The organism is Brevundimonas sp. 2YAF1, assembly GCF_052114745.1.
In the GTDB taxonomy this organism is placed as follows: Bacteria; Pseudomonadota; Alphaproteobacteria; order Caulobacterales; family Caulobacteraceae; genus Brevundimonas.
Map to the genome: position 1 here is coordinate 365,101 of NZ_JBFRFI010000002.1, position 24,172 is coordinate 389,272.

22 protein-coding genes are annotated in these 24,172 nt (G+C 67.1%); 13 read left to right on the forward strand and 9 right to left on the reverse strand.

What is annotated here, in order from left to right; genetic code table 11:
- Window positions 1–56: 56 nt before the first annotated feature.
- From AB4Y68_RS04400 to AB4Y68_RS04420, 5 genes are all read left to right on the forward strand, one after another.
- A complete protein-coding gene (locus AB4Y68_RS04400; RefSeq protein WP_441454295.1) occupies window positions 57–518 on the forward strand; it encodes an Lrp/AsnC ligand binding domain-containing protein in 462 nt (153 codons plus the stop codon).
- 76 nt (window positions 519–594) lie between these two features.
- Window positions 595–1,680 carry a glycosyltransferase family 4 protein gene (locus AB4Y68_RS04405; protein WP_441454296.1) on the forward strand — a complete coding sequence of 362 codons (1,086 nt, stop codon included), beginning with the start codon at window positions 595–597 and terminating at the stop codon, window positions 1,678–1,680.
- Window positions 1,681–1,692: 12 nt separating this feature from the next.
- Window positions 1,693–2,748, forward strand: coding sequence for a GSCFA domain-containing protein (locus AB4Y68_RS04410; protein ID WP_441454297.1), 1,056 nt, complete (start codon window positions 1,693–1,695; stop codon window positions 2,746–2,748).
- A complete protein-coding gene (locus AB4Y68_RS04415) occupies window positions 2,745–3,623 on the forward strand; it encodes a WcbI family polysaccharide biosynthesis putative acetyltransferase (RefSeq protein ID WP_441454298.1) in 879 nt (292 codons plus the stop codon). The genes AB4Y68_RS04410 and AB4Y68_RS04415 overlap by 4 nt, the downstream gene beginning before the upstream one ends.
- Before the next feature lie 172 nt (window positions 3,624–3,795).
- Window positions 3,796–4,716 carry a phytanoyl-CoA dioxygenase family protein gene (locus AB4Y68_RS04420; RefSeq protein WP_441454299.1) on the forward strand — a complete coding sequence of 307 codons (921 nt, stop codon included), beginning with the start codon at window positions 3,796–3,798 and terminating at the stop codon, window positions 4,714–4,716.
- A 97-nt stretch (window positions 4,717–4,813) separates the two neighbouring features.
- Here AB4Y68_RS04420 and AB4Y68_RS04425 read toward each other — a convergent pair whose 3' ends face one another.
- The 4 genes from AB4Y68_RS04425 to phnC form a co-directional block, all read right to left on the reverse strand.
- Entirely contained in the window at window positions 4,814–5,893 is a 1,080-nt protein-coding gene (locus AB4Y68_RS04425) for a substrate-binding domain-containing protein (RefSeq protein WP_441454300.1), read from the reverse strand.
- 78 nt (window positions 5,894–5,971) lie between these two features.
- A complete protein-coding gene (gene phnE / locus AB4Y68_RS04430; RefSeq protein ID WP_441454301.1) occupies window positions 5,972–6,781 on the reverse strand; it encodes a phosphonate ABC transporter, permease protein PhnE in 810 nt (269 codons plus the stop codon).
- Window positions 6,778–7,785 carry a phosphate/phosphite/phosphonate ABC transporter substrate-binding protein gene (phnD, locus tag AB4Y68_RS04435; RefSeq protein ID WP_441454302.1) on the reverse strand — a complete coding sequence of 336 codons (1,008 nt, stop codon included), beginning with the start codon at window positions 7,783–7,785 and terminating at the stop codon, window positions 6,778–6,780. Before phnD ends, phnE begins: the two co-directional genes overlap by 4 nt.
- Window positions 7,782–8,579, reverse strand: a complete 798-nt coding sequence (phnC, locus tag AB4Y68_RS04440) for a phosphonate ABC transporter ATP-binding protein (protein ID WP_441454303.1) — start codon at window positions 8,577–8,579, stop codon at window positions 7,782–7,784. Before phnC ends, phnD begins: the two co-directional genes overlap by 4 nt.
- 264 nt (window positions 8,580–8,843) lie before the next feature.
- Between phnC and AB4Y68_RS04445 the strand changes: the two genes are divergently transcribed.
- From AB4Y68_RS04445 to AB4Y68_RS04470, 6 genes are all read left to right on the forward strand, one after another.
- Complete coding sequence (locus AB4Y68_RS04445; protein ID WP_441454304.1) at window positions 8,844–10,106, forward strand: type III PLP-dependent enzyme; 1,263 nt, start codon at window positions 8,844–8,846, stop codon at window positions 10,104–10,106.
- Window positions 10,107–10,219: 113 nt separating this feature from the next.
- Entirely contained in the window at window positions 10,220–11,272 is a 1,053-nt protein-coding gene (locus AB4Y68_RS04450) for a 1,9-bis(guanidino)-5-aza-nonane synthase (protein ID WP_441454305.1), read from the forward strand.
- Between the two features lie 153 nt (window positions 11,273–11,425).
- Entirely contained in the window at window positions 11,426–11,746 is a 321-nt protein-coding gene (locus tag AB4Y68_RS04455; protein ID WP_441454306.1) for a ribonuclease, read from the forward strand.
- Between the two features lie 71 nt (window positions 11,747–11,817).
- Window positions 11,818–12,297, forward strand: coding sequence for a hypothetical protein (locus tag AB4Y68_RS04460; RefSeq protein WP_441454307.1), 480 nt, complete (start codon window positions 11,818–11,820; stop codon window positions 12,295–12,297).
- Window positions 12,297–13,118 (forward strand): phosphatase PAP2 family protein, encoded by an 822-nt coding sequence (locus tag AB4Y68_RS04465; RefSeq protein ID WP_441454308.1) that lies wholly within the window; start codon window positions 12,297–12,299, stop codon window positions 13,116–13,118. The genes AB4Y68_RS04460 and AB4Y68_RS04465 overlap by 1 nt, the downstream gene beginning before the upstream one ends.
- Window positions 13,118–14,089: a right-handed parallel beta-helix repeat-containing protein gene (locus AB4Y68_RS04470; protein WP_441454309.1), complete on the forward strand. Its 972-nt coding sequence runs from the start codon at window positions 13,118–13,120 to the stop codon at window positions 14,087–14,089. Before AB4Y68_RS04465 ends, AB4Y68_RS04470 begins: the two co-directional genes overlap by 1 nt.
- A gap of 135 nt (window positions 14,090–14,224) precedes the next feature.
- Here the strand turns inward: AB4Y68_RS04470 and aguB are convergent, their stop codons facing one another.
- The 5 genes from aguB to AB4Y68_RS04495 all read right to left on the reverse strand — a co-directional run bounded on the left by aguB (window position 14,225) and on the right by AB4Y68_RS04495 (window position 21,590).
- On the reverse strand, window positions 14,225–15,091 hold the full coding sequence (aguB, locus tag AB4Y68_RS04475; RefSeq protein WP_441454310.1) for an N-carbamoylputrescine amidase: 867 nt from the start codon (window positions 15,089–15,091) through the stop codon (window positions 14,225–14,227).
- Entirely contained in the window at window positions 15,092–16,093 is a 1,002-nt protein-coding gene (locus tag AB4Y68_RS04480) for an agmatine deiminase family protein (protein WP_441454311.1), read from the reverse strand.
- A gap of 185 nt (window positions 16,094–16,278) precedes the next feature.
- Window positions 16,279–18,798 (reverse strand): TonB-dependent receptor, encoded by a 2,520-nt coding sequence (locus AB4Y68_RS04485; protein ID WP_441454312.1) that lies wholly within the window; start codon window positions 18,796–18,798, stop codon window positions 16,279–16,281.
- Between the two features lie 192 nt (window positions 18,799–18,990).
- Window positions 18,991–20,160 (reverse strand): capsular polysaccharide export protein, LipB/KpsS family, encoded by a 1,170-nt coding sequence (locus tag AB4Y68_RS04490; protein WP_441454313.1) that lies wholly within the window; start codon window positions 20,158–20,160, stop codon window positions 18,991–18,993.
- Window positions 20,161–20,441: 281 nt separating this feature from the next.
- Window positions 20,442–21,590 carry an OmpA family protein gene (locus AB4Y68_RS04495; protein ID WP_441454314.1) on the reverse strand — a complete coding sequence of 383 codons (1,149 nt, stop codon included), beginning with the start codon at window positions 21,588–21,590 and terminating at the stop codon, window positions 20,442–20,444.
- 197 nt (window positions 21,591–21,787) lie between these two features.
- On the opposite strand from AB4Y68_RS04495, the gene AB4Y68_RS04500 reads away from it, so the two are divergent.
- Together AB4Y68_RS04500 and AB4Y68_RS04505 are read left to right on the forward strand one after the other, a co-directional pair.
- Entirely contained in the window at window positions 21,788–22,693 is a 906-nt protein-coding gene (locus AB4Y68_RS04500; protein ID WP_441454315.1) for an SDR family NAD(P)-dependent oxidoreductase, read from the forward strand.
- Window positions 22,694–22,950: 257 nt separating this feature from the next.
- On the forward strand, window positions 22,951–24,153 hold the full coding sequence (locus AB4Y68_RS04505; protein ID WP_441454316.1) for an acetyl-CoA C-acyltransferase: 1,203 nt from the start codon (window positions 22,951–22,953) through the stop codon (window positions 24,151–24,153).
- The last annotated feature ends 19 nt before the right edge of the window (window positions 24,154–24,172 follow it).

Below are 24,172 nucleotides of genomic sequence, written 5' to 3' on the forward strand. Positions count from 1 at the left end.
GCATTGTATGATGACCGTCTGAACCAGCGATTCTTCGGCAAATAGGCTGATCCACCATGCAAATTCTGGACGATACCGACCGCCGACTGCTGCGCGTGCTGCAGACCGACGGCCGCATCTCCAACGCGGAACTGGCGCGAAGGTGCAATCTGTCGCCCGCCGCCTGCTTCGAGCGGGTCAAGCGGCTGAAGGACAAGAAGGTCATCACCGGCTACGCCGCCCTGATCGACCCCGCCAGCGCCGAGCGGGCGCTGCTGATCTTCATCGAGGTCTTGCTGGACCGCACCACGGGCGACGTCTTCGACGCCTTCGCCGACGTGGTGCGCCGCCAGCCCGAGGTGCTGGAGTGCCATATGGTGGCTGGCGGCTTCGACTATCTGATCAAGGCGCGGGTGGCCGACATGGACGCCTATCGCGTCTTCCTCGGCGACATCCTGGTGCGAATGCCGGGCGTGCGCGAGACGCGAACCTACGCCGTTCTCGAAGAGGTGAAGTCGACGACGGTGCTGCCGCTGTAAACCCGTCTCGCCTTCGTCATTTTAACCGTCTAGAACTTTTGGCTCAGCGAAACGGCCCGGGGCCCACTCGATTTCAATGCGTATCGTCCTGGTCACCGACGCCTGGGAGCCTCAGGTCAACGGCGTCGTCCGCACCCTGACTCGAACCGTGGCCGAATGCCGCGCCATGGGTCATGAGGTCGAGGTCATTGAACCCAGCCAGTTCAAGACCATCCCCTGCCCGACCTATCCCGAGATCCGGCTGGCCCTGGGCGCCGAAGAAGAGATTCGCGAGCGCCTGCGCGCCTTCGAGCCCGAGGCCGTCCATATCGCCACCGAAGGCCCGCTGGGCATCGCCACGCGCCGCATCTGCGTGGAATGGAAGCTGCCATTCACCACCAGCTATCACACCAAGTTCCCGGAATACGTCTCGGCCCGTTTCCCGATCCCGGTGCAGGTCGGCTACGCCTACATGAAATGGTTCCACAAGCCGTCGGGCCGGCTGATGGTGGCGACCCCGACCCTGCGCGACGAGCTGGTCGAGCACGGCTTCCGCAACGTCTCGCCGTGGACGCGCGGCGTGGACACCGACCTGTTCCGACCGGATCTGGAGCCGATCTATAAGGAAATGGGCGGCGACGCGTGGCCCCGACCCTTCTTCCTCAACGTCGGCCGCGTCGCCGTCGAGAAGAATATCGAGGCCTTCCTCGAACTGGACCTGCCCGGCACCAAGATCGTCGTCGGCGACGGCCCGGCCCGTGCCGAACTGGAAGTGAAATACCCCGAGGCGAAATTCCTCGGCGCCCGCTTCGGCGAGGAACTGGCGCGCTGCTTCGCCGACGCCGACGTCTTCGTCTTCCCCAGTTGGACCGACACCTTCGGCCTGGTGATCCTCGAGGCCATGGGCGCCGGCACGCCGGTCGCCGCCTATCCGGCGCACGGGCCCATCGACATCATCCCGGGCTCCAACGCCGGGGCTATCGACGACGACCTGAAGACCGCCTGCCTGAAGTGCCTGGAACTGGATCGCGGGGACGTGCGCGCCTACGCCGAGAAGTTCAGCTGGCGCGCCTCGGCGGAACAGTTCGTGGAAAACCTGCAGCCCTATCCCGACCCCGAGCGCGGTCGTTTCTGGCGCCGCCTGCGCCGCATCGCCCGCCTGAGGCGCAAGGCGGCGGCCTGACCGGGAGGGTGCATGGCGAGCGAAGATCACAATCCCTATCGTTCGCAACCTGACCATGCCTTCTGGTCCCGCGCCGTGGCCCGAATCGCGGCGGAAGACGTGGACCCCGTCGCGGCCCCGCGCTTCCGCATCGACCGGGAAGACCGGATCGTCACCGCCGGAAGCTGTTTCGCCCAGCACATGTCGAGGGCGCTGCAAGCCCAGGATTACCGCTACCTGGTCACGGAGCCGGGACCGGAAGATCGCAACTATGGCGTCTATCCCGCCCGGTTCGGCAACATCTACACCGCTCGCCAACTGCTGCAGTTGTTCCAACGCGCCTTCGGCCTGTTTGACCCCGCAGAGCCGGCCTGGCGTATAGGCGCGCGCTTCGTCGATCCCTTCCGGCCACAGGTCGAACCCGGCGGTTTCGACAGCGCCGAGGCCATGCTGGCTAATCGAGACCGGCATCTGGACGCCGTACGAAAAATGTTCGAGCAAGCGGACGTCCTCGTCTTCACCCTGGGGCTTACGGAAGGCTGGGTTTCGCAGGCAGACGGGGCCGTCTTTCCCCTGGCCCCAGGGGTCGCAGGCGAGGCGCCGCGGCCCGACCTGATTCAGCCTCGGCATTTCACGGTTCAGGAGGTTGTGGACGACCTCAACGCCGTCCTGAAACTGGCGCGCATCCTCAATCCCGACCTTCGGGTGCTGCTCACCGTATCGCCCGTCGCGCTGGTGGCGACGGTCAGCGACCGACACGTGCTGACAGCCACCACCTATAGCAAGGCGGTGCTGCGCGTGGCCGTGGAGGCCGTCGTCCGCGAGAACTCTGACGTCGACTACTTCCCCAGCTACGAAATCATCACCGGCCCCCACACCCGGGGGCGCTACTTCGCCGAAGACCTGCGCAGCGTGCGCCCCGAGGGGGTGGACCAGGTCATGAAAATCTTCGGCCGCCACTACTTGATCGAGACGGACGCCCGCCCCGCCTCTCCGGATAGCCCCGTTTCGCAAGCGCCGTCGGCGGCGGCCGTCGACGCCGCGCTTCAGGGCGTGATCTGCGACGAAGAAGCGATCGATCGGCCATGAAGATCGGGGTCCTGGGCAATTGTCAGGCGCAAGGGGTCGCCCGATGCATCCGCCTGCTCGCCCCCCAGGCCGAGGTGACGACGCGCAGCGTGTCCCTGGCCGACGGAGACGACCCTGAGGTCGTTGCCGCGATCGCCGCCGAGATGGCGGCCTGCGATATCGCCATGATCCAGACGCTGGAGGAGGTGCAACCTCGCCTCGCCGGGCTTTTCGCGGCCGCCCTGGCGAGCAGCGAGCGGCCCGCGCTGCGCTGGCCGCCGATCATCTTTCGCGGCTTTCACCCCGACTGCGTCTATGTGCTGCGCGAGGGTCGAGCGGCGGACGGGATCGTCGGCCCCTATCACTCCGCCCTGCTGTGCGCCGCCTGGTGCGAAGGTCTTTCCCCCGACTGCGCCGCGCGCCTGTTCAACGGCTTCAGCTACGCCGCGCTGGGCTATTTCAAAGCCTTCGAGGAAGCCGCCGCCCTGTTTGCCGCCCAAGCCGCGCAACTCGGCTTTGAATTTTCGGCCTTCCTGACGGCGCCGGCCGCGCCGTTCATGCATACCGTCAACCATCCAAGGGTGGAGATCCTGCAGTCGGTCGCGCGCCAGGCGCTCGACCTGACTGCGGTTCCCCGCAGCCCGACCGCGCCCCTGCCGCATGACGATCTCGCTTTGGGCCCCATCTGGCCCGCCTATCCCGAACTCGCGCAACGCGGCGGATGGGCGCCTCCCTCCGCCTCATGGGATCCGCGCGACATGGAGGCCGTGGCCAGGCGCGCCTATGACGCGCTCGACCGATTAGGCGACCGCTCGCTGGGTCGTCCGGACACACCGGGCGAACAGATCATCCTGCGGGCGCGCGAGTTCATCCGGACCCACGTCGTTCACGACTGAGAATTCCGCCGCACCCTCGACCGAAGAAGGCGATAATCGAGCCATCCCGCGCGCCGCCGCCGATTGGATAGAGTCACGCATCTCTGCCATAAGCGGTAGTAGATTCCGGGTGGGGAAACTCATTGGAACCCTGTCCGAACGCACCCTGTCCGCCTCCAGCGCAAAGAGTCCGATGCCCGATTCCGCCACGCCCCTCGCCGGTCACAGCCCCGCCTCATCGACCCTCGCCTCAGCCGGAAATCCTCCGACCGAGGCCATGAAGGATATCGCCTTCTGGCGCGATACCTTCCCGGAACTTTCGATCGGCGCCCTGTTCGAAGGCCAGTTCGCGCTCAACGCCCTGAGCCCGGAGGCAGGCGAGCGCGCGAGCCAGCGCCTGATCACCGAGGGCTATTTCCAGGAAGCTGATCCGGAGCTGCCCCGACTCGCCGGGCAACTGGCGGCGGGCATCGCCCGCTGCGTCGCCATGGGCATTCCGCCGGTCTTCGCCTTCGTCTTCGACGAGGCCTGGGCCGTCTTCCACCGCCAGCACCAGACCATCGCCGCCTTCCTAGGCGCCTCCTATCAGGTGTTGCCGGACTTCTGGGCCTGGCACGTCGATCCCAAGGCGGGGCAGGCGGGCTGGCGGCCCCACCGGGACAAGGGGTTCCAGGCCCTGGCGCCGGACGGCACGCCACTGTCCCTCACCGTCTGGGTGCCGCTGACGGAAGCGTCGCCGCTCAACGGCTGCATGTATATGCTGCCGGCCAGCCGCGACCCGGTTTACGGCACCTCCGAGGACCGGACCTGGCAAATTGACTACCCCTCCATTCGCGCCCTGCCCGGCAAGCCGGGCGACTGGTTCTGCTGGAATCAGGCGGTGCTGCATTGGGGCGGCCAGTCCAGCCCGTTCGCCGAAGGCCCGCGCATGAGCATGGCGCTGGAGTTCCAGCGCAGCGATATCGCGCCCTACAACACCCCGCTGCTGGGCACCCTGCCGGTCCTCAGCTTCGAGAACCGGATGAAGCTGATCGCCAAGCAGATCCTGCAATACGCGCACATGTATCCCCTGCCGCAACCGATGCAGGCTCTGGCCCAGGACCTTCTGGCCTAGGCACTCTCTCGCTGGGAATTCGGGCCGCCACGCAGACAAAGAAAAACGCCCCGGACGATCTCGTCCGGGGCGTTTCCGTTTAAGGGGCGAACCCTGCCTAGTTCGGGCGGGCCATCGCGGTCATGGCGGCGGCCTTGGCGCGTTCGGCGGCCAGTTGGTCGGCGGGCAGCGGCACCAGGCCGCGGTCCTGGAGATAGCCGCCGCGGCCAGCGGAGCCTTCGGACACGAACTCCTGGACGAACTGCTCCAGGCCCGGGGTCACGCCGATGTGGGCCTTCTTGACGTAGATGTAGAGGCTGCGGGCCAGCGGATAGCTGCCGTCGGCGATGGTTTCAGCGGAAGGGGCGACGCCGTCGATGGTCTCGGCTTTCACCGTGTCCATGTTCTGCTCCAGGAAGGAGAAGCCGAACACACCCAGCGAACCCGGGGTGCGGGTCAGGGTCTGGACGATGGCGTTGTCGTTCTCGCCCGAGTCGACCCAGGCGCCGTCCTCACGCAGGGTATGGGTCAGGGTCTCGAACTTGGTCTTGTCGTCCTTGAACGCGGCGACGGCGGGGATCAGCTTGCCGCCCGGCGCCATGCCCAGTTCCAGGAAGGCGTCGCGCGTGCCCGAGGTGGGCGGCGGGCCGTAGACCTGGATGCGCTGGTTCGGCAGGCCCTTGTTGACCTCGTTCCAGGTCTTGGCCGGGTTGGCGATGAAGGTCCCGTTCGGGCCAGGAACCTCCTTGGCCAGACCTTCATACAGGTCGTTCAGCTCGAAGTTGAAGCTATTGCCCGTGCGGGCCGTGGCGATGACGATGCCGTCGAAGCCGATCTTGATCTCGACGATGTCGGTGACGCCGTTGGCGACGCAGCGGTCGAACTCGCCCTGCTTCATCGGGCGCGAGGCGTTGGCGATGTCGGGGGTCGAGGGGCCGACGCCGGCGCAGAAGGCCTGGATTCCGCCGCCGGTGCCGAGCGATTCAACGCGCGGCGCCGAACCGCCCGAAGTGCGGGCGAAATTCTCGGCCACGCGGGTGGCGAAGGGGAAGACGGTCGAGGAGCCGGCGGCCCAGATGCCCGCGCGGGCCTTCTGGTTGCCGGGGGCGGCGCCCTCGTTATTGCCGCAAGCCGCCAGAGCGATCAGAGCGGCGGCGCAAACGCCGAACTTGGCGGTGAACTTCAGGGGACGGATCATTGGCCGGACCTCTCCAGACGTCAGTTGATGACGCTTAGAGCAGCGGAATGTGACGGTCCGGCCAGACCTTTGTGACAGTCAGAGCAAACGTTTGCGCATCGCCTGGGACAGGACGTCGATCAGGGTCACGGCGACCACGACGATGATGACGATGGCCGAGACCTGATTGTAGTTGAACGCGCCCATGCTCTCGAACAGCACCTGACCGATGCCGCCCGCGCCGATCAGGCCCAGAACAGTGGCCGAACGGCTGTTCGACTCGAAACGATAGAGGGCGAACGAGGTCCACAGCGGGGCCACCTGAGGGAAGACGCCCCAGACGATCTCGTGCAGCTTGGCCGCGCCCGTGGCGCGCACGCCCTCGACCGGACCCTTGTCGATCGATTCGACCGCTTCGGAGAACAGCTTGGCCAGAACGCCCGCAGTGTTCAGCGCAATGGCCAGGACGCCGGCCAGCGGGCCCAGGCCCACGGCGACGATGAACAGCAGGCCGATCACCAGGTCGGGGATCGAACGCAGCAGGTCCATGACGCGACGCACCGGCCAGACCAGCCAGGCGGGCGAGATGTTTCGCGCGGCCATCAGGCTGAGCGGAACCGCCAGGAAGATGGCCAGGAAGGTGCCCCACAGGGCGATCTGGATGGTCTGCCACATCTGGGCGACCAGCATCTTCCAGTTCGCGAAGTCAGGATGAAGCAGGTCCTTGGCGAAGACGCCGATGTCGCTGGACCGCGTCACCAGAAGCTTCAGGTTCGGCAGGTCGACGGCCTTGAAGCTGACCAGCAGGAGAGCCGCGATGCCGCCCCACAGGACGACGTCGAAGATCCAGGCGGACAGCGGCTTGGTCGGCGCGGCGGGAATGGCCGCCGTGGTCACGGGTGCGGTCACGGCTGGACCTCGCGCTTGGCGCGCAGAGCGGCCAGTTCACGTTCGGCCGTGGCGACGCCGACCTTGTCGTTCTTGGCGCGAGCCTCGGTCAGCTTCTGATCGGCGACCATTTCGCGCACCGGATCCAGATAGCTGTCGTCGGCGGCGCGGAACATGGAATAGTTCAGGCCCAGCAGCACCTTGCGCTGACGCTCGGCCTCGGCGCCTTCGCCCTGACCATAGGTCAGGAAGAAGCTGCGGATCTTCTCCTTCAGCGCCGGGTCCAGGTCCTCGCGGATGACGATGCCCGATTCCGGGATCGGCGGAGAGTGCCAGATTTCCTCAAGCTGGGCGGCCGTTTGCGGGCTCTCGCGCTTCATGAAGATGGTGTTGACGCTGTTCGAGGTGGCCACGTCCACGACGCCGGCGGCGACGCCGAAGGCGTTGTTCTGATGGCTGGCCGACTTCACGACCTTGAAGCACTGCGACGGGACGACGCCGCGCGGATTGAACAGGAAGGTCATGGGCGCCAGCGTGCCCGAGGTCGACTGGGCGTCGCCGATGCCGAAAGTCAGCGTCTTGTCGCAGGCCAGGACCTTGTCCAGCGTGATGCCGGAGCCCTTCTTGACGATCAGGGTCGACTGGTAGCTGTCGCGGCCTTCCGGATCGACGATGCGGGCCACGACTTCGCCGTTGGCGCGGTCGATGGCTTCCAGCGCCGGCTTGGCCGAAAACCAGCCGACCTGCGACTGGTTGAAGCGCATGGCTTCGATCAGGACATTATAGTTGGAGCCGAAGCGGGGGATGACCTTGACGCCCAGCGACTTGGACATGTCGTCCAGCAGCGGCTGCCAGATCGGGCCCGACGAGGCCTGGCCCTCGGCCGACAGGATGGAGAAGGTGATCTCGGTCGGGGCGGCGCCCGACTTGGTCTCCTCGCCCTTGCCGCAGGACGTCAGTCCCACGGCCAGGGTCGCGGCGGCGGCGACGCCCAGCAGGCGGCGAGTGATGGCGGTGCGGGTCATGCCTTGGCTTCCCAGAACGCGTCCTCATACTCAGGACCGTAAATTTCAATCAGGCGCTTGGAATCGAGACCAGTCGAGGGGCCGTCATAGACCACCTTGCCCTTTTGCAGGGCGACGACGCGGTCGCAGTAGCGAATGGCGTAGTCGACCTGGTGCAGAGTGACGATCACGCCCAGACCGTCGCGCTTGTTCAGCTCGACCAACAGTTCCATGACCTTGCGGGCCGAAACCGGGTCCAGCGAGGCGACGGGTTCGTCGGCCAGAATGGCTTGTGCGCCCTGGACGATGGCGCGGGCGATGGCGCCGCGCTGCTGCTGGCCGCCCGACAGGGTGTTGGCGCGCTGGGCGGCGTATTCCGACACGCCGACGCGGTGCAGGGCCGCCATGGCGCGATCCTGGTCGGCCTTGGGCCAGACGCCGAAGACGCCACGCCAGTCCGGCAGGCGCCCCAGGGCGCCCAGCATGACGTTGGAATAGAGCGACAGACGCCCCACCAGATTGAACTGCTGGAAGATCATGCCCATACGACCGCGCGCCTTGCGCACGGCGCCGGTGATGCGGCCGTTCTGCTGAACGGTTTCGCCGAACACCTGGATCGTCCCCTTGCCGGGGTCGATCGGGTGCAGTCCGGTGATGGAGCGCAGGAGCGTGGACTTGCCCGAACCGGACGGACCGATCAGGGCGACCATCTCGCCGGCGGCCACTTCGACGGACACGCCGTCGAGCGCCTTTCTGGCTCCGTAGGTCTTTGACACATCCCGTACGGACGCGACGGCGGCGGTTGAAGGATTCATGAACCCGTAGGTGACGGTTGCAACAGGGGGGCGCCGCATGACGCGCCACGCGCGTTTCGACAAGTCTTAATGGCACGTCTGCGTCGTTTTCGTCCAGTGCGAGGGATGAAGCCTCCCGCTTCTCCGGTGGATCGAGTCATGAAATTACCGCTTTACATGACGGTCCGCCGACCCTACATCGCGCGTTCCGGCGGACCCCGTGGTCTAACCGTTAAGCGCTGCTAACGCCGGTCTGGGTTAACAATTAGCAGGGGGTTACGTGAATTGCGCACGTACCAATTTCCCCTGGACCTGGTCCGTGAGCGGTCCCCTGAACGTCCCGTCGCCCTCGTGCGGCCGCGTTCGGTTTCCGTAGCGGCGCGCTGGTTCCAGGATAATCTAAAAGCCGACGTCTTCTATGCAGTGAAGGCCAACCCTTCCCGCTGGGTCATCGAGACCCTGGTGGAACAGGGCGTCAACGCCTTCGACGTCGCGTCTCTGGCCGAGATCGAACTGGTTCGCTCGGTCAGCCCTGACGCGCGCCTGGCCTTCATGCACCCGGTCAAGAGCCGGGGCGCGATCCGTGCGGCCTACGCCGAACACGGCGTGCGCACCTTCGTGCTCGACAGCCAGGACGAGCTGCAAAAGATCCTCGACGTCACTGACAACGCCGACGATCTGAACCTAATCGTTCGCATGTCCGTCTCGGCGGACGGTGCGGCCTATTCCCTGTCGGGCAAGTTCGGCGTTACGCCGGATGCAGCCCCTGCCCTGCTGCTGGCCGTGCGCCAGGCTGTGCAGGAAGGCCTGATGGGCGTGTCGTTCCATGTCGGGTCGCAGTGCATGCGCCCCAGCGCCTATGAAGCCGCCATGACCCAGGTCGGTCGCGCCATCAAGAAGGCGGGCGTCTTCGTCGACATCGTCGATGTCGGCGGCGGCTTCCCTTCGGTCTATCCGGGCATGGTCCCGCCGGATCTGAGCGAATACGCCGACGCCATCCACCGCGGCTTCAACGAGATGCCCGTGTCCGAAACGACCGAGCTGTGGTGCGAACCCGGCCGGGCGCTGGTGGCCGAGTCGTCGTCGGTGCTGTGCCGCGTGGACCTGCGCAAGGGCGACGCTCTCTATCTCAACGACGGGTCGTACGGCTCGCTGTTCGACGCCACCCACTCGCGCTGGCCCTTCCCGACCAAGCTGGTTCGGAACGGCGAGGCCTCGTCGGACCTGAAGCCCTTCCGCTTCTACGGCCCGACCTGCGACAGCATCGACCATATGCCGGGTCCGTTCTGGCTGCCGGCGGATGTTCAGGAAGGCGACTTCATCGAGATCGGCATGCTCGGCGCCTATGGCGTGGCCATGACGACCGGCTTCAACGGCTATGGCGAGCACGACATCGCCGTGGTCGAGGACGCCCCGATGGCCTCGATGTACGGCTTGGCGCCGCGCTCCATCCCGACCGTGCGCACCACGGCCGAAGAGACCGCCCGCAAGGTCGTCCGCCTGTCGCGCCCCAAGGGCAAGGCCGGCGTCCGCAAGCGCAAGCGCTGATCGACTGAGCGAAAATCGTCTTCGGACATTGATACAAGCAGCGGCCCGTCGCTCCGTCCGGGCCGCTGCTCTTTTTTGACGACGGGCGCTCAAATCCAAGGGAAACCTCCGAAATGAACGCTCCCGTTCAGGCCAACACCAAGGCCCAGTTGCTGCAGAACGTCGTCGAACACGTCGACATCACCAGCTTCGACGCGCGCCCGATCATCGATTCCATGCGCAAGATGTCCTTCAGCTCGCGCGACACCGCCCGCGCCGCCGACATCTTCTCCATGGCCATCGAGGACAAGGAGTGCTCGCCGTGGCTGATCCTGGCCGGTTCGACCTCGGCCGGCGGCTGCATGCACGTCTACCGCGACATGGTGAAGTTCGGCATGGTCGACGCCGTGGTCGCCACCGGCGCCTCGATCGTCGACATGGATTTCTTCGAGGCCCTGGGCTTCAAGCATTATCAGGCCGCTGGCGAGGTGGACGACAACGTCCTGCGCGAAAACTACATCGACCGGATCTACGACACCTATATCGACGAGGAAGAGCTCCAGGCCTGCGACCACACCATCCTGGAGATCGCCAACCGCCTAGAGCCGCGCGGCTATTCCAGCCGCGAGTTCATCTGGGAGATGGGCAAGTGGCTGTCGGAGGGCAACGCCAAGAAGCCCGGCTCGCTGATCCAGACCGCCTATGAAGAAGGCGTGCCGATCTTCTGCCCCGCCTTCGTCGACAGCTCGGCCGGCTTCGGCCTGGTCAAGCATCAGAAGGAGCGCGCGGCCGCTGGCCTGCCCTACCTGATGCTCGACGCCATCGCCGACTTCCGCGAACTGACCGACATCAAGATCGCCGCCGGCGTCACCGGCCTGTTCATGGTCGGCGGCGGCGTGCCCAAGAACTTCGCCCAGGACACCGTGGTCTGCGCCGAAATCCTGGGCGTGGAAGCCGAGATGCACCGCTATGCGGTCCAGATCACCGTGGCCGACGTCCGCGACGGAGCCTGTTCGTCCTCGACGCTGAAAGAGGCCGCCTCCTGGGGCAAGGTCCAGACCACGCACGAACAGATGGTTTTCGCCGAAGCCACGACCGTCGTGCCGCTGATCGGCTCGGACGCCTATCACCGCGGCGCCTGGAAGAACCGCGAGAAGCGCCGCTGGAACAAGCTGTTCGGCAAGTAAGAACTTCTTGTTGGGCCGCGGTCCAGCGCTTCAAGCAGCGCGAAGCGCGTCAGGCGCACAAGGCATTAAGGCCGGCGGAGCGATCCGCCGGCCTTTTCTTTTATGGAACCCTCTGCCCGTCCCTCTGCGTTGTCTCTGCAACAGGAGAAAAAGATGGCCGACCCCAAAACCGATGCCGAAGATGCCCGCGAAGCCGCCGTCATGGGCGAGAAGCCCGATCTAGGCCATACCGCCGACGCGCTGAAGACGGCCCTGGAAGGCACGGATTCGGGCTCCGACACGCGGGCGGGGTCGCTGCGCGGCGGCTCGGCCTCGGGCTCGGACATCGATCCGGATCAGGACGTCATCAACGCGGCCCTGGCGGCCGAAGGGCGGCGCGTCAAGGACGACGGCCCCCACCCGGCCGGGGGCCCCGCCGAAGCCCGCAAGTCGACCGGCCAGCCCGGCGACGACGTGGACGCCCCAACCGGTTGAACCGCCTTGCTGCCGCCGCACGGATAGGCCACGGTGTCATCAAGTTGAACAGTCTCAAGGACGTAGGCGGAATGAAGCGTAGCGTGGCAGCCGTCGCCGTGGCCTTCACGGTCGGTCTCACCGGATGCGACGGGCGCAGCGAGGCTGCGCCCGAGACCAGCTTGCCGCCCATCGCCGAGGCTCCGCCCGCCCAACCTGCCGCGAGCGTCGCGACGGCCGCCGCCGAGCCCGCCGCTGACGGCGCGCCGGTCTTCGCCGCCCTGTATCCCGGCGCCCAGGTCGATGCGCCCGCCACCGTCGCGGCCGGCCCGACCGGCCCCGGCGGTCTGATCACCTTCACGACCGACGCCGCGCCCGAGGCCGTCATCGCCTTCTATCGCCAGCGCGCCGAAGCCGCCGGCCTGGCTCCCATCATGGCCATGAACCAGGGCGAGGCTCGCGCCTACGGGGCCGGCGCCCGCACCGCCAACGGCGCCACGCTTCAGGTCGTCGCCTCGCCGGGCGAAGGCGGCCGAACCTCCGTCCAGTTGACCTGGAGCGCCGGGGCCTGATGCATCGCCGGGGGGCCTTCATCGTCGCCGCCGCCGCCCTGCTCTCGGCCTGTGCGGCGGGCACCCCCGCCGCACTCCGCCCCGAAGCGGCCCAGTCGTCCAAGGCCGCCGAGGCCAAGGGCTATCTGAACAGCCCCTTGATCCAGGCCCTGGCCGACGCGACCCCGCCGCCCCCCGCCGCCGGCTCAGCAACCGATCTGGCCGACAGGGCGCGCTCGGAGCGGTTCGAGGCGCTGGAGGACAGCGACCGCTGGCTGCTGGCCACCGCCCACGCCGAACTGCGCCCGCCGCTAGCGCTGCAGCATTTCGACTGCGCCCTGGGCGTACGACTGGGTTCGGCCTCGACGCCCCACCTGAACCGGCTAATGCAGCGGCTGTTCGACGATTCCGACGCCGCCGCCGAACTGGTCAAGGCGCGCGGCTTCCGCGCCCGCCCCATCGGCGACGACCCCGAGCGCCGCCCCTGCCAGCGCGTCAGCGAAGCGGGCCGGAAAAGCGCCTCCTACCCCTCCGGCAGTTCGACCGTTGCCACCGTCTATGGCGAGGCCTTCGCCGCCCTGGAGCCGCAGCGCGCCGCCGAGGCGCGCCGCATCGCCCATGAGATGGGCCTCAGCCGTCTGGTCTGCGGCATGCACTATCCGAGCGACGTCGCCGCCGGCGAGGTTCTGGGCAGGGCTGTGTTCGACGCCGCCGCCGCGACGCCCGGGTTCGACGGCGATCTGGCCGCCGCTCGTACTGAGCTAGCCGCCGCCCGCGCCACCGGCCTGACCAGTCCCGGCTGCGCGGCCGAGCGTCTGGCTCTGGCCACGCCCCTGCCCTGATGACGGCGCTGCTGGCGGCCTTGCTGCTGAGCGCCGCGCCAGACGCCTGGACCCTGCCTGCCGCCCGGCCCTGCTCTGCCGGCGAACTGCGCGACCTGACGGCCGACGCGGATACGCCCTATCGCCTGACCTGCGGCGCCGTGCTGGCGCCGGGCCAGACCATCCGCCGCCCCCTGCTGATCGAAGGCGCCGAGGCCTCGGGCGCCGGGCTGGACTGCAACGGCGGCGCGGTCGGACAGCCGGGCGTCGCGACCACCACCCAGACGCCCACGATCGCCGTCTGGTCGCGCCGCATCTCGGCCCAGCACTGGAGCCGCCCCACCGACGTCCGCATCGAGGACTGCACCGTCCACGGCGCGGTGCGCGTCTGGGGCATGGGGGCGGACGGCGGCTATGACGACCTGCGCGCCTCGTCGCGCACCGCCGACCATACAGCGACCACGCAGGGCGCGGCGCCCAGCCATGTGGAACTGGAGCGGGTGGCGATCGTCGGGACCGGCTCCATTCCCCTCTATGTCGGACCGGGCGTCACCCGCCTCAGCCTGACCAACTCGACGCTGACGGGCAGTAGCGTCGCCACCGCCGTCTATCTGGACGCCGAGAGCGCCGACAACCGGATCGAGAACAACACCATCGCCGTCACGACCAGGCGCGAGGCCATCGCGGTGGACGGTTCGGCTCGCAATCGGATCGTCGACAACCGGTTCTTGCTGGGCGGGCGCGGCGGAGTCTTCCTCTATCGCAACTGCGGCGAGCGCGGGGTGATCCGTCATCAGACGCCGTCGGACAATGCGATCACGGACAATGTCTTCAGCGGCGCGGCGCGCCTGCGCCCTCAACTGGTCGTCGTCGGTTCGCGCGAAGGCCGTCGCGCCTATTGCGGCGCCGATCGCGGCTATCCCTGGGGCAGCAGCGCCGACGACGGCGACCACGCCACGGGCAATGTGGTGGCGCGGAACCAGCGCCGCTGACAAGCTTGCCGTCATCCCGGGGCCGCGCAGCGGAACCCGGGGCCCAGGCGGCGGGTCTCACCCGGCCATTCCCTGACGGGAGCAAACGTCTGGGTCCCGGATCGGCCTGACGGCCGTCCGGGATGACAGAACGGGTTAGGCCGGACGCCCTGTCGCCAGCGCGCCGTACAGTTCCGGGCGACGGTCGCGGAAGAAGCCCCAGGCGGCGCGGTAGCGGTCGAGGAAGTCCAGGTCGAAGGTGTGGACCAGCACGCCCTCCTCGCCCGTCAGGCTCTCGACCAGATCGCCGCGATGGTCGGCGATGAAGGAGTGGCCGTAGAAGGTCTGGCCCGCCTCCGTCACCGTCTCATGGCCGATGCGGTTGGCGGCCACGACGGGCGTGACGTTGGACACGGCGTGGCCCTGCATGGCGCGCTGCCAGGGCGCTGCGGTGTCCAGGGTATCGTCATGCGGCTCCGAGCCGATGGCGGTCGGGTACATCAGGATGTCGGCGCCCTGCAGCGCCATGGCGCGGGCGGCCTCGGGGTACCACTGGTCCCAGCAGATGCCGACGCCGATGCGGCCGAAGCGGGTGCTCCAGACCTTGAAGCCGGTGTCGCCGGGACGGAAGTAGTACTTCTCCTGATAGCCGGGGCCATCGGGGATATGGCTCTTGCGATAGACGCCCAGGGCCTCCCCGTCGGCGTCCAGCATGACCATCGAGTTGAAATAGTGCGGCCCCTCCTTCTCAAAGATCGAGACGGGGATGACGACGCCCAGTTCCTTCGCCACCGGCTGCAGTTGCACCACGGCCGGATGCTCGCGCCACGGATAGGCGGTCGCGAACCAGTGCTCTTCCTGTGTCACGCAGAAGTAGGGGCCCTGGAACAGCTCCGACGGCAGGATGACCTGCGCGCCCTTGGCCGCCGCCTGACGGATCAGGGCGATGGTCTTGTCGATGTTGGCCTGCATGTCCTCGCCGTAGGAGGTCTGCAGGGCGGCGACCGTAACCGTGCGGGCCATTTACGCGGGCTCCTGTTGCGAGATGCAGTGGAAGGAACCGCCGCCGGTCAGGACGGCGTTCGACGGCGACAACACGATCTCGCGGTCGGTAAAGACCGTGGCCAGGGCCTCGCCCGCCAGACGGGCGGCGACATCATCGCCATAGGTCGGCACCACGATGGCGCCGTCGGCGATCAGGAAGTTCATGTGGCTGGCCGGGATGGGGCGCTCGTCGGCGTCCAGCACCAGACCCGGCGACGGAATGCGCAGCACCTTGAGCTTGCGGCCCATGGCGTCGGTCGTTTCCATCAGGGTGCGGGCGGTCTCGTCATAGACCTCGGCGTTCGGGTCCTTGCGGCCGAAGGCGATGGGGCAGGCCACCACGCCCGGCGCGACGAAGCGGGCCAGGTTGTCGACATGGCCGTCGGTGTGGTCGTTCAGCAGGCCGTCGCCCAGCCAGACCACGACCTTGGCGCCCACGGCCTCGGCGAGAGCCGCCTCGGCGGCCTCGGCGGTCCAGCCCTTGTTGCGGTTCTTGTTCAGCAGGCACTGGCGGGTGGTCAGGACCGTGCCCTCGCCGTCGTGGTCCAGGGCGCCGCCTTCCAGGATGAAGTCGTGACGCGCCACCGGCGCGCCCGAGAAGTCCGCGATCTGGTCGGCGACCTCGTCGTCGTGCGGATAGTCGTACTTGCCGCCCCAGCCGTTGAAGCTGAAGGCGTTGGCCACGGTCGAACCCTTGCTGAAGATCGGGCCCGTGTCGCGCAGCCAAATGTCGCCGAAGCGACCGGCCACGATCTCGACGCCCTCCACGCCGTCCAGACGCGCGCGGGCGCCGGCCAGCGACTCTTCATTGCCGACCATCAGCTTGACCTGCTCGCGGCCCGGACCGGCCAGGGCGCGGACCAGGGCCTCGACCTCGGTCTGAGCCTGTTCGAAGTCCTCGCCCCACAGCTCGGCATGGCTGGGCCAGCCGACCCACATCGCACGGTGCGGCGACCATTCGGCGGGGATGGGATGGGTCATGGGCGAAGTCGATCCGAATGGGAAGAAGGCTAGCCGCGCCAGATAGGCCGAGACGCCCCCCGGTTCAATGTTTGGGGGCAAGCCGCCGCACCCTGGCCTCAAGTAGCGCGAAGCGCGGTAGGCCCAACAAAAAAAGGGCGGCCCGTTTCCGGACCGCCCTTCCCTGTCGGTATCGAAGCTAGAGCTTAGAAGCTGTAGCGGATCGAAGCCATGACCGTGCGCGGAGCGCCGACGCCCGCGAACGAGCGGCTGTAGCCCAGTTGGCCCGGCGTGCCCGAAGCGCGGGTGCCCAGCGTGCTGTAGTACTGCTCGTCAAACAGGTTGATGACGTTCAGCTGCAGGTAGGTGTCCTTCAGACCCAGCGTCGAGAAGTCGAAGCGGGCGTCCAGATCGACGACGGTATAGGCGTCGACCTTCAGGTCGTTGACGTCGGTCACCCAACGCTCGCCGGTGTACTTGCCCTGGACGCCGGCCGAGAAGACGTCGTTGAACTTGTACGACGCGCGCAGCGAGAACATTTGTTCCGGCGTTTCGACCTGCTTCTTGCCCTTGGTGGGCAGGCGGGCGCCGGCCTTGTCATAGACGTAGTCGTCCTGCAGTTCGCTGTTGAGCAGCGAAACCGTGCCGTACAGGTTCAGCTTCTCGATCGGCTGCCAGCCCAGCGAAGCCTCGAAACCGACGCTCTTCACCGAACCCACGTTGCGATCGACGAACTGATCGAGATCGGGGTCGAAGGTGCTGACGATGCGGTTGTCGAACTGGTTCTGGAACACCGAGGCCTGAGCCACGATGGTCGAGGAGCTGAAGCGGTAGCCCAGGTCGATGTTCTTCGAGGTTTCCGGCATCACGGTCGGGTTGCCGAGCGAGCCGTCCGCCAGGCGGGTGGTGCTGTAGAGGCTGTCCGTGCGGGGAGCCGACAGGGATTCGCTGTAGCTGCCGAAGACCGACTGGCCTTCACCGAAGCGATAGGTGGCGCCGATGTTGGGCAGGATGTCGTCGAACTTCACCGTGCGCTGGAACGGCTTGATGTACGGGGTCGCGCCCTTCGAAGCGAAGGTCACGTTGCCGTTGGCCAGGGTCGCGTTCGGCGCCTCAGTGGTGCAGAGCACGTTCGACGAGGCGTTCTGCGTGTAGCAGTTCTGGTTCAGTTCACGCTCGAAGAAGGGCGCGCGAACACCCAGATTGACCGTCAGGGCTTCATGCAGGAAGCGGCCGCGGTATTCCGCCGAGAACTGGTTCAGCTGGGCGATCGACTTGCGGTCGCGCGCCTGCAGGGCATAACCGTCCAGGTTGACGACGCGGTTGCCTTCCTTGTTGCGACCGCCGAAATCATCAACGAAGTGCGGGTTGGTCGGATCCGAGAAGTCGATGAAGCCGTAGTTGCCGGTCTGACGGTGACGACCCCAGTCCAACGCATAGGCGGCGCGCAGGCGGTGGTTGTCGTTCAGCTCCCAGATCAGCGAGCTGTTCAGGCCGTAGCGGTGCGTATTGGTCACCGACGGCGTGTGCACGCGAACCTTGTCCAGGGTGTCGCCGTCGCCGTTCAGGTCGACGCCGCCCGTGGTCTTGGTGCCGCGCAGCAGCGGATCGGTTTCCGACAGGACCACCTGGCCCGTGCCGCCGTTGGCCAGGGTGTACTGGAACGACGGGTCAACGGTCAGGGTCAGGCCGTCACGCAGGGTGAAGCGCGAGTTGCCGCGGATGTTGCCCGTGTTCGACGGGTTGATGCGCAGACCCCAGTAGTTGGCGGCGTTGGAGTCGTTGTCGGCCGTGCCCTTGCGGAACGTCGGCGCGGTGTAGGTGCGGTCGAAATCGACGCCCCAGCCGAACGGGTTGGTCGGATCGCTGACCTGAGGGCCGCAGGCGATCTTCTGGGCGACGTCGCAGAAGCCGGTGGCGGTGCCCAGGTTCGGGCCGTTGTAGTTGTTGTTCTTGTTGACGTTGTAGTGACCCGACAGGGCCACGAAGTCGCCGTTGTCGCCCAGCGGCTGCCAGATGCGGCCGTTGTACTGGGTCTTCTCGAGGGTGCCGATGCCCTTGAACTTGTCGTAGTCCTGAGCCGAGACGGCGAACCAGGCCGAGGTGCCCCAGGGGCCGATCTCGCCGGTGTCGACCAGGCCCATGATGCGGCGATAGTTGAAGTCGCCCAGCGAACCTTGAACCCAGCCGCCGAAGTCCTTCGCCGGACGGCGCGTGACATAGTTGATGGTGCCGCCGGTGGCCGAGGCCGTCGGGCTGTCGACGTCGGTTGAACCGGTGTTGACCGAGGCGCGCTCGATCAGTTCCGGGTCCATCTGCTGGTTGGTGTAGGTGGCGTAGTTGCCGGTGTCGTTCAGCGGAATGCCGTCAAAGGTCAGCGAGACGCGGTTGCCATCGAAGCCGCGCAGACGGATGTTGCCGCCCGACGAACCGTAGGGATCGGCGTTGGTGAAGCTGAGGCCCGGCGTCAGGTTCAGGGTCTGCAGGATCGTTTGACCCGCGGCCTGAGTGGCGATGAATTCTTGGTTGACCGTGTTGCGGGTCTTAGCGACCGTTTCGGCGACAGCCAGACCTTCGAGATTGCGCGGGCCGCGCTGGCCGGTGACGACGACGTCGCTGACTTCGGTGGCCTCGGTGCCGGTCGACTGGGCCGAAGCGGCGCCGGCCATAATAAGGCCGCTCATCAGGGCGGTGGTGGCCCAGAACAGCTGTTTGCGGTTAGTCATCTGTCGTATCCCCAGTGATGAAGGCGTAGCGCCATGCGCGGCAGGCCGTGGCGCCTGTCGAGATGGGCTGGGGCTTAAGGCCGCTGCGGGAAGTTTGGACGACAGTCGTGTGACAGTGATATGACAGGGCTCTGGGGTGGCCATAACGCCACACCCCTGTGGACGATTCTCGTCACCCGTCGGGGCGGCCGGTCAGTCGGCGCGCAGGGCGAAGGCGTCGGCGATCAGGCCTGCGGTCGACCGCATGGCGCGCGGTTCGTGATAATTGCCGTTGATCTGGCTGCGGGCGATCACATGCGCCCGGAAGGCCGTGAACAGCGTGGGATCGGCGGCGACCGGCGCGCCCCAGAAGCCGTCCAGCGGCTGCTGGTCGGTCAGTCCCTCGAAATCGAAGAAGGCGTCGCCCAGCACCTTGACCGGGGTGCGGAACCCCAGGGCCGACAGGGCGGCGCTGGAATTGTTGACCACCATGCCCTGCGAGGCGCGGCACAGCTGAGCCAGATTGCCGCCGTCGATGAAATCGACTCGATCGGCCAGACCGCGCTCCACCGCCAGACAGCGGGTCATATGCTCCAGATCCGACAGACCCGGATCCAGCGGATGGTTCTTGACCACCAGTCGGCAATCCTTGGGCGCATGGCGGGCGAAACTGCCCATGACCTCGGCCAGGAAGGCGGTGTTGTCGGCGTAGGAGGAATAGCGCAGCAGTTGCGCGTCGCCCTCCCGCTGCAGGCAGGCGATGAAGAACGGCCCGCGCGCCCGAATCGCATCGGCGTCGCAGGACTGTTTGGGACGCGTCGCCAAGCCGAAATAGCGGCGGATGTGGCCGAAGAACTGCCGCCACGGCGAGACCGTATAAGGATGGCGATAGCGGGGGAAGGCCGCCCACCCCAGCGGTTGGACCGCGTGATAGAAGCTGATGTTGAAGACATGGTGCGGCAGGATCTTGCCGACAGGACGGGTCACCGGCAACTCGGGCCCCGGCACGGCGTAGTCGGCGGCGTTGCGGGGCAGGCCGCTGGAACCATTGACGCCGTTTCTCTCCAGCGTGATCCAGTCGGGACGGAAATAGCCGTTCTCGAGCACCCAGACGCGGGCGTTCAGGGATTCGGCCTGGGCCAGGACACCCTGATTATAGGGACCGCCCTCGCCGAAAACGACGATGTCGGTGAACTCGGCCGCCAGTTCCCTCACCCGGGCCGGCCAGCGCCGCACGTCCTCGCGGAACACGACACCGCCGCCGCGTCGCCAGGTCACCAGGTCGCCTGCGTTGAAGATCATACGCAAGGCCTCGCCGCCGCGCGCGGCGACGGCTTGGGCCAGCAGCCGCCCGAACCCGCCGAAGGGGGCCGTGACGATCAAAAACCGGCGACCGCACAAATCCGCCTGCACGAGCGGTATTGCGTTCGGTTGATCAGGATTAAATGGCGCGAGCAACCGCTGAGTATCTTTCCAAGGAACAGTCCCTTCCTAGTGCCAAGCCCCCTCCGATGACAAGGCGGGTGCAGGTCTAAGGATGCGGTTCGGCTTCGCGGCAAAGAGAAGGCCGCCGGCTCTGGGCGAGTCCGGCGGCCGGGTCTTTTGACATCTCGGGACGCCAGGCTCCGGAGCGTGACCCTGCGGTCGCTCCGGAGCCCAGGGCCTTAGAAGTTGATGTCGACGGTGGCGCGACGGTTGAGCGGTTCGCGCACGCCGTCGGCCGTCGGCTTGGCCAGGCCGGTTTCACCCTTGCCGTCGAGGGCGATGACGCCGCCGTTGACGCCTTGAGCGACCAGGGCGTCCGCGACGGTGCGCGAACGACGGTTGGACAGGCCGAGGTTATAGGCGGCCGAACCCGAGGTGTCGGTGTAGCCGACGATCAGGACGCGGGTCGGAGCGCCCGACTTGGCGTAGTTGGCGGCTTGCGTCACCACCGAGCGGGCTTCCGCCGTCAGGTCCGAGCGATCCCAGTCGAAGTAGACCACGAACTGACGCGCAGCCGGCTTGGCCGGAGGCGGCGGAGGTGGCGGCGGCGGCGGCGGCGGGGGGGGAGGCGGCGGCGGAGGCGGCGGAGGCGGCGGCGGCGGCGGGGCCGGCTCGGCGCCGAAGGCGTAGCGCAGGCCCAGGGTCACGGTGTGCGACTGATAGTTGTCGCCCGACCATTCGCCCAAGGCTGGACCGCTGCTCGTCCTCGAGTCGAACGACATGTCACTGTTAAGATAGCGATAGGTCAGATCGATGTTGGCCCGGTCGCCGACGGCCCAGGCCACCCCGGCGATCGCCTGGGCCGCGAACTTGGTCGAACTGTCTTTAGCCGTGAAGCCCACCGCCGGCGTCGCGCGCAGACGGCCGTCGGCGCGAGTCTTGACGTAGTTGGCGCCGATGCCGACCCCCACGAACGGACGCAGACGCCAATCGGGCGAGCCGATGTCGTAGATGACGTTGGCCATCAAGGTGGTGGACTCGATATCGCCGTGAGGCGAAAAGCAAGGCCCGGTCGCCGGCGTGGAGTTGCACAGACCCTGCGTGCCCGAGACCGCCCGCACCTTGCCGATATCGCCCGAGCGGTAGCCGCCCTCGAGTTCAGCGCGCCAGTTCGGATTGAAGCGGTAGCCGAGGCGGGCGAACGCGGCCCAGCCGGGGTTCACCTCCCATTTCCACTCCTCATTCGTCGTGGACGACTTCAGGTCGAATTTGTCTTTGAAATGATAGCCGGCGTCGACCGCGCCGTACCAGCCATCCGGTTCGGCCGACGCCGCGCCAGCTGCGAACAGCCCCGCGGCGGCGACACTGGCGAGAAGTTTGAGCTTCATGGTGTCCTCACAGTCAAGTTGATCTGAATGCCGACGCACGGGCGAAGGCGATCGAAGGCCGAACGACACGGGATCGCTCAGGTTCCGCCGCTTTTCGAAGGATTGCGGCGGAGTGTGGCGCCATTCCAACACAAATGGTCATTTTGCCCCTCATTCCTGCCTGCTAGGACAGTCTTGAAACAAGACGGAGACGCAGGATGAGCATCAGGTTCGACGGTCAGGTGGCGATCGTGACGGGCGCGGGCGGCGGTCTGGGTCGCTCTCACGCCCTGGCCCTGGCGGCGCGAGGCGCCAAGGTCGTGGTCAATGATCTGGGGTCAGCCCGCGACGGTTCCGGCGGGTCGGCCACGGCGGCCGAGGCCGTGGTGGCCGAAATCACAGCGGCGGGCGGCGAAGCCATAGCTAATGTGGCCTCGGTCACGGACGCCGCAGCGGTCGAATCCATGGCGGCCGAGGTCATGGCGCGCTGGGGCCGGATCGACATTCTGGTCAACAACGCCGGCATCCTGCGAGACAAGAGTTTCGCCAAGATGGACCTGGCCGATTTCAGCCTGGTCATGGACGTTCACCTGATGGGCGCGGTCCACTGCACCAAGGCGGTGTGGGAGATCATGCGGGCTCAGAACTATGGCCGCATCGTCATGACCACCTCGTCGTCGGGTCTGTTCGGCAATTTCGGCCAGGCCAACTATGGCGCGGCCAAGATGGCCCTGGTCGGCCTGATGCAGACCCTGGCGATCGAGGGGGCCAAGAACGACATTCGCGTCAACGCCCTGGCCCCGACCGCCCACACCCGCATGACCGAGGACCTCCAGGGCCTGCCGCTTGAGGCCCTGGGGCCGGAGCTGGTGACGCCGGGCCTGCTGCACCTGGTCAGCCGCGACGCCCCGACCCGCGCCATCCTGGCCGCCGGCGCCGGAGGTTTCGAACGCGCCTTTGTCACCCTGACCCAAGGCGACTTCGCTATCGGCCCCGACGCCCCGGAACAGGTCGCCGCCCGCTTCGACGCCATCTCGGACCGCACCAACGAGATCGTGCCGGACATGGGCGCAGCGCAAGGCATGATCGAACTGACCAAGGCCCAGAAGCATCATGGTTCTTAAGGGGCCCGCAGCGCTTCGCGCTGCTTGAGGGCATTTGAGGAGCCTACCGCGCTTCGCGCTACTTGAGGCCGCTCCGCCCCATGCCGAAAAGGCGCCTTGCGTTGACGTGACGTGAGGCGCCTATCCTCTCCCCGTTAGGCAGGAAACGCGCTCACGCAGCGCGCGCCCGCGTCGCGAGCGATAGCGCACCTTCACGCGCTCAAGCAGCGAGGTGCCGCGCGCCGAGCGATAGCGCACAAAACAGAGAGAACTTCTCTATGCGTGAAGCCGTCATCGTCTCCACCGCCCGCACCCCGATCGGCCGGGCCTATCGCGGTGCCTTCAACGACACCCAGGCGCAAGCCCTCGGCGCCCACGCGGTGCGCCATGCGGTGGCGCGCGCTGGCGTCGATCCGGCCGAGATCGAAGACGTCATCATGGGCGCGGCCCTGCAGCAGGGCTCGACCGGCACGAACGTGGCGCGCCAGGTGGCCCTGGCCGCCGGCCTCCCCTCTTCCGTGCCCGGCATGAGCCTGGATCGCCAGTGCGCCTCGGGCCTGATGGGCATCGCCACGGCGGCCAAGCAGGTGATCTTCGACCAGCAGAAGATGGCGGTCGGCGGCGGTCTGGAGAGCATCTCCCTGGTCCAGAACCAGCACATGAACCTCTACCGGATGAAGGACGAGGCGCTGCTGAAGCTGTCGCCCCACATCTATATGTCGATGCTGGAGACCGCCGAGGTCGTCAGCCGCCGCTATGGCATCAGCCGCGACGCCCAGGACGAGTACGCCCTGCAGTCGCAGCAGCGCACCGCCGAGGCGCAAGCCGCCGGTCGGTTCGACGCCGAGATCGTGCCGATGACCACCTCCATGCTGGTGATGGACAAGGCGACCGGGCAGACCTCCTCCAAGGAAGTCACCCTGGCCAAGGACGAAGGCAACCGCCCCGACACCACCCTGGAAGGGCTGAAGGCGCTGAAACCCGTCTTCGGCGGCGGCGAGGAGATTCAGCAGGGCGAGTTCATCACCGCCGGCAACGCGTCCCAGTTGTCGGACGGCGCCGCGGCCTGCGTCGTCATGGAAGCGGGCGAAGCGGTGAAGCGCAACCTGCAGCCGCTCGGCGCCTATCGCGGCATGGCGGTGGCGGGCTGCGAGCCGGACGAGATGGGCATCGGCCCCGTCTTCGCCGTGCCCAAGCTGCTGAAGCGCCACGGCCTGACCGTGGACGACATCGGCATCTGGGAGCTGAACGAGGCCTTCGCCGTCCAGGTGCTCTATTGCCGTGACACCCTGGGCATCCCCAACGACCGGCTGAACGTCTCGGGCGGCGCCGTCTCCATCGGCCACCCCTACGGCATGTCGGGCGCGCGGATGACCGGCCACGTCCTGATCGAGGGCAGGCGTCGCGGGGCCAAATACGGCGTCGTCACCATGTGCATCGGCGGCGGCATGGGCGCGGCGGGTCTGTTCGAAATTTACTGAGCCGGCCAGCCGCCTCCAT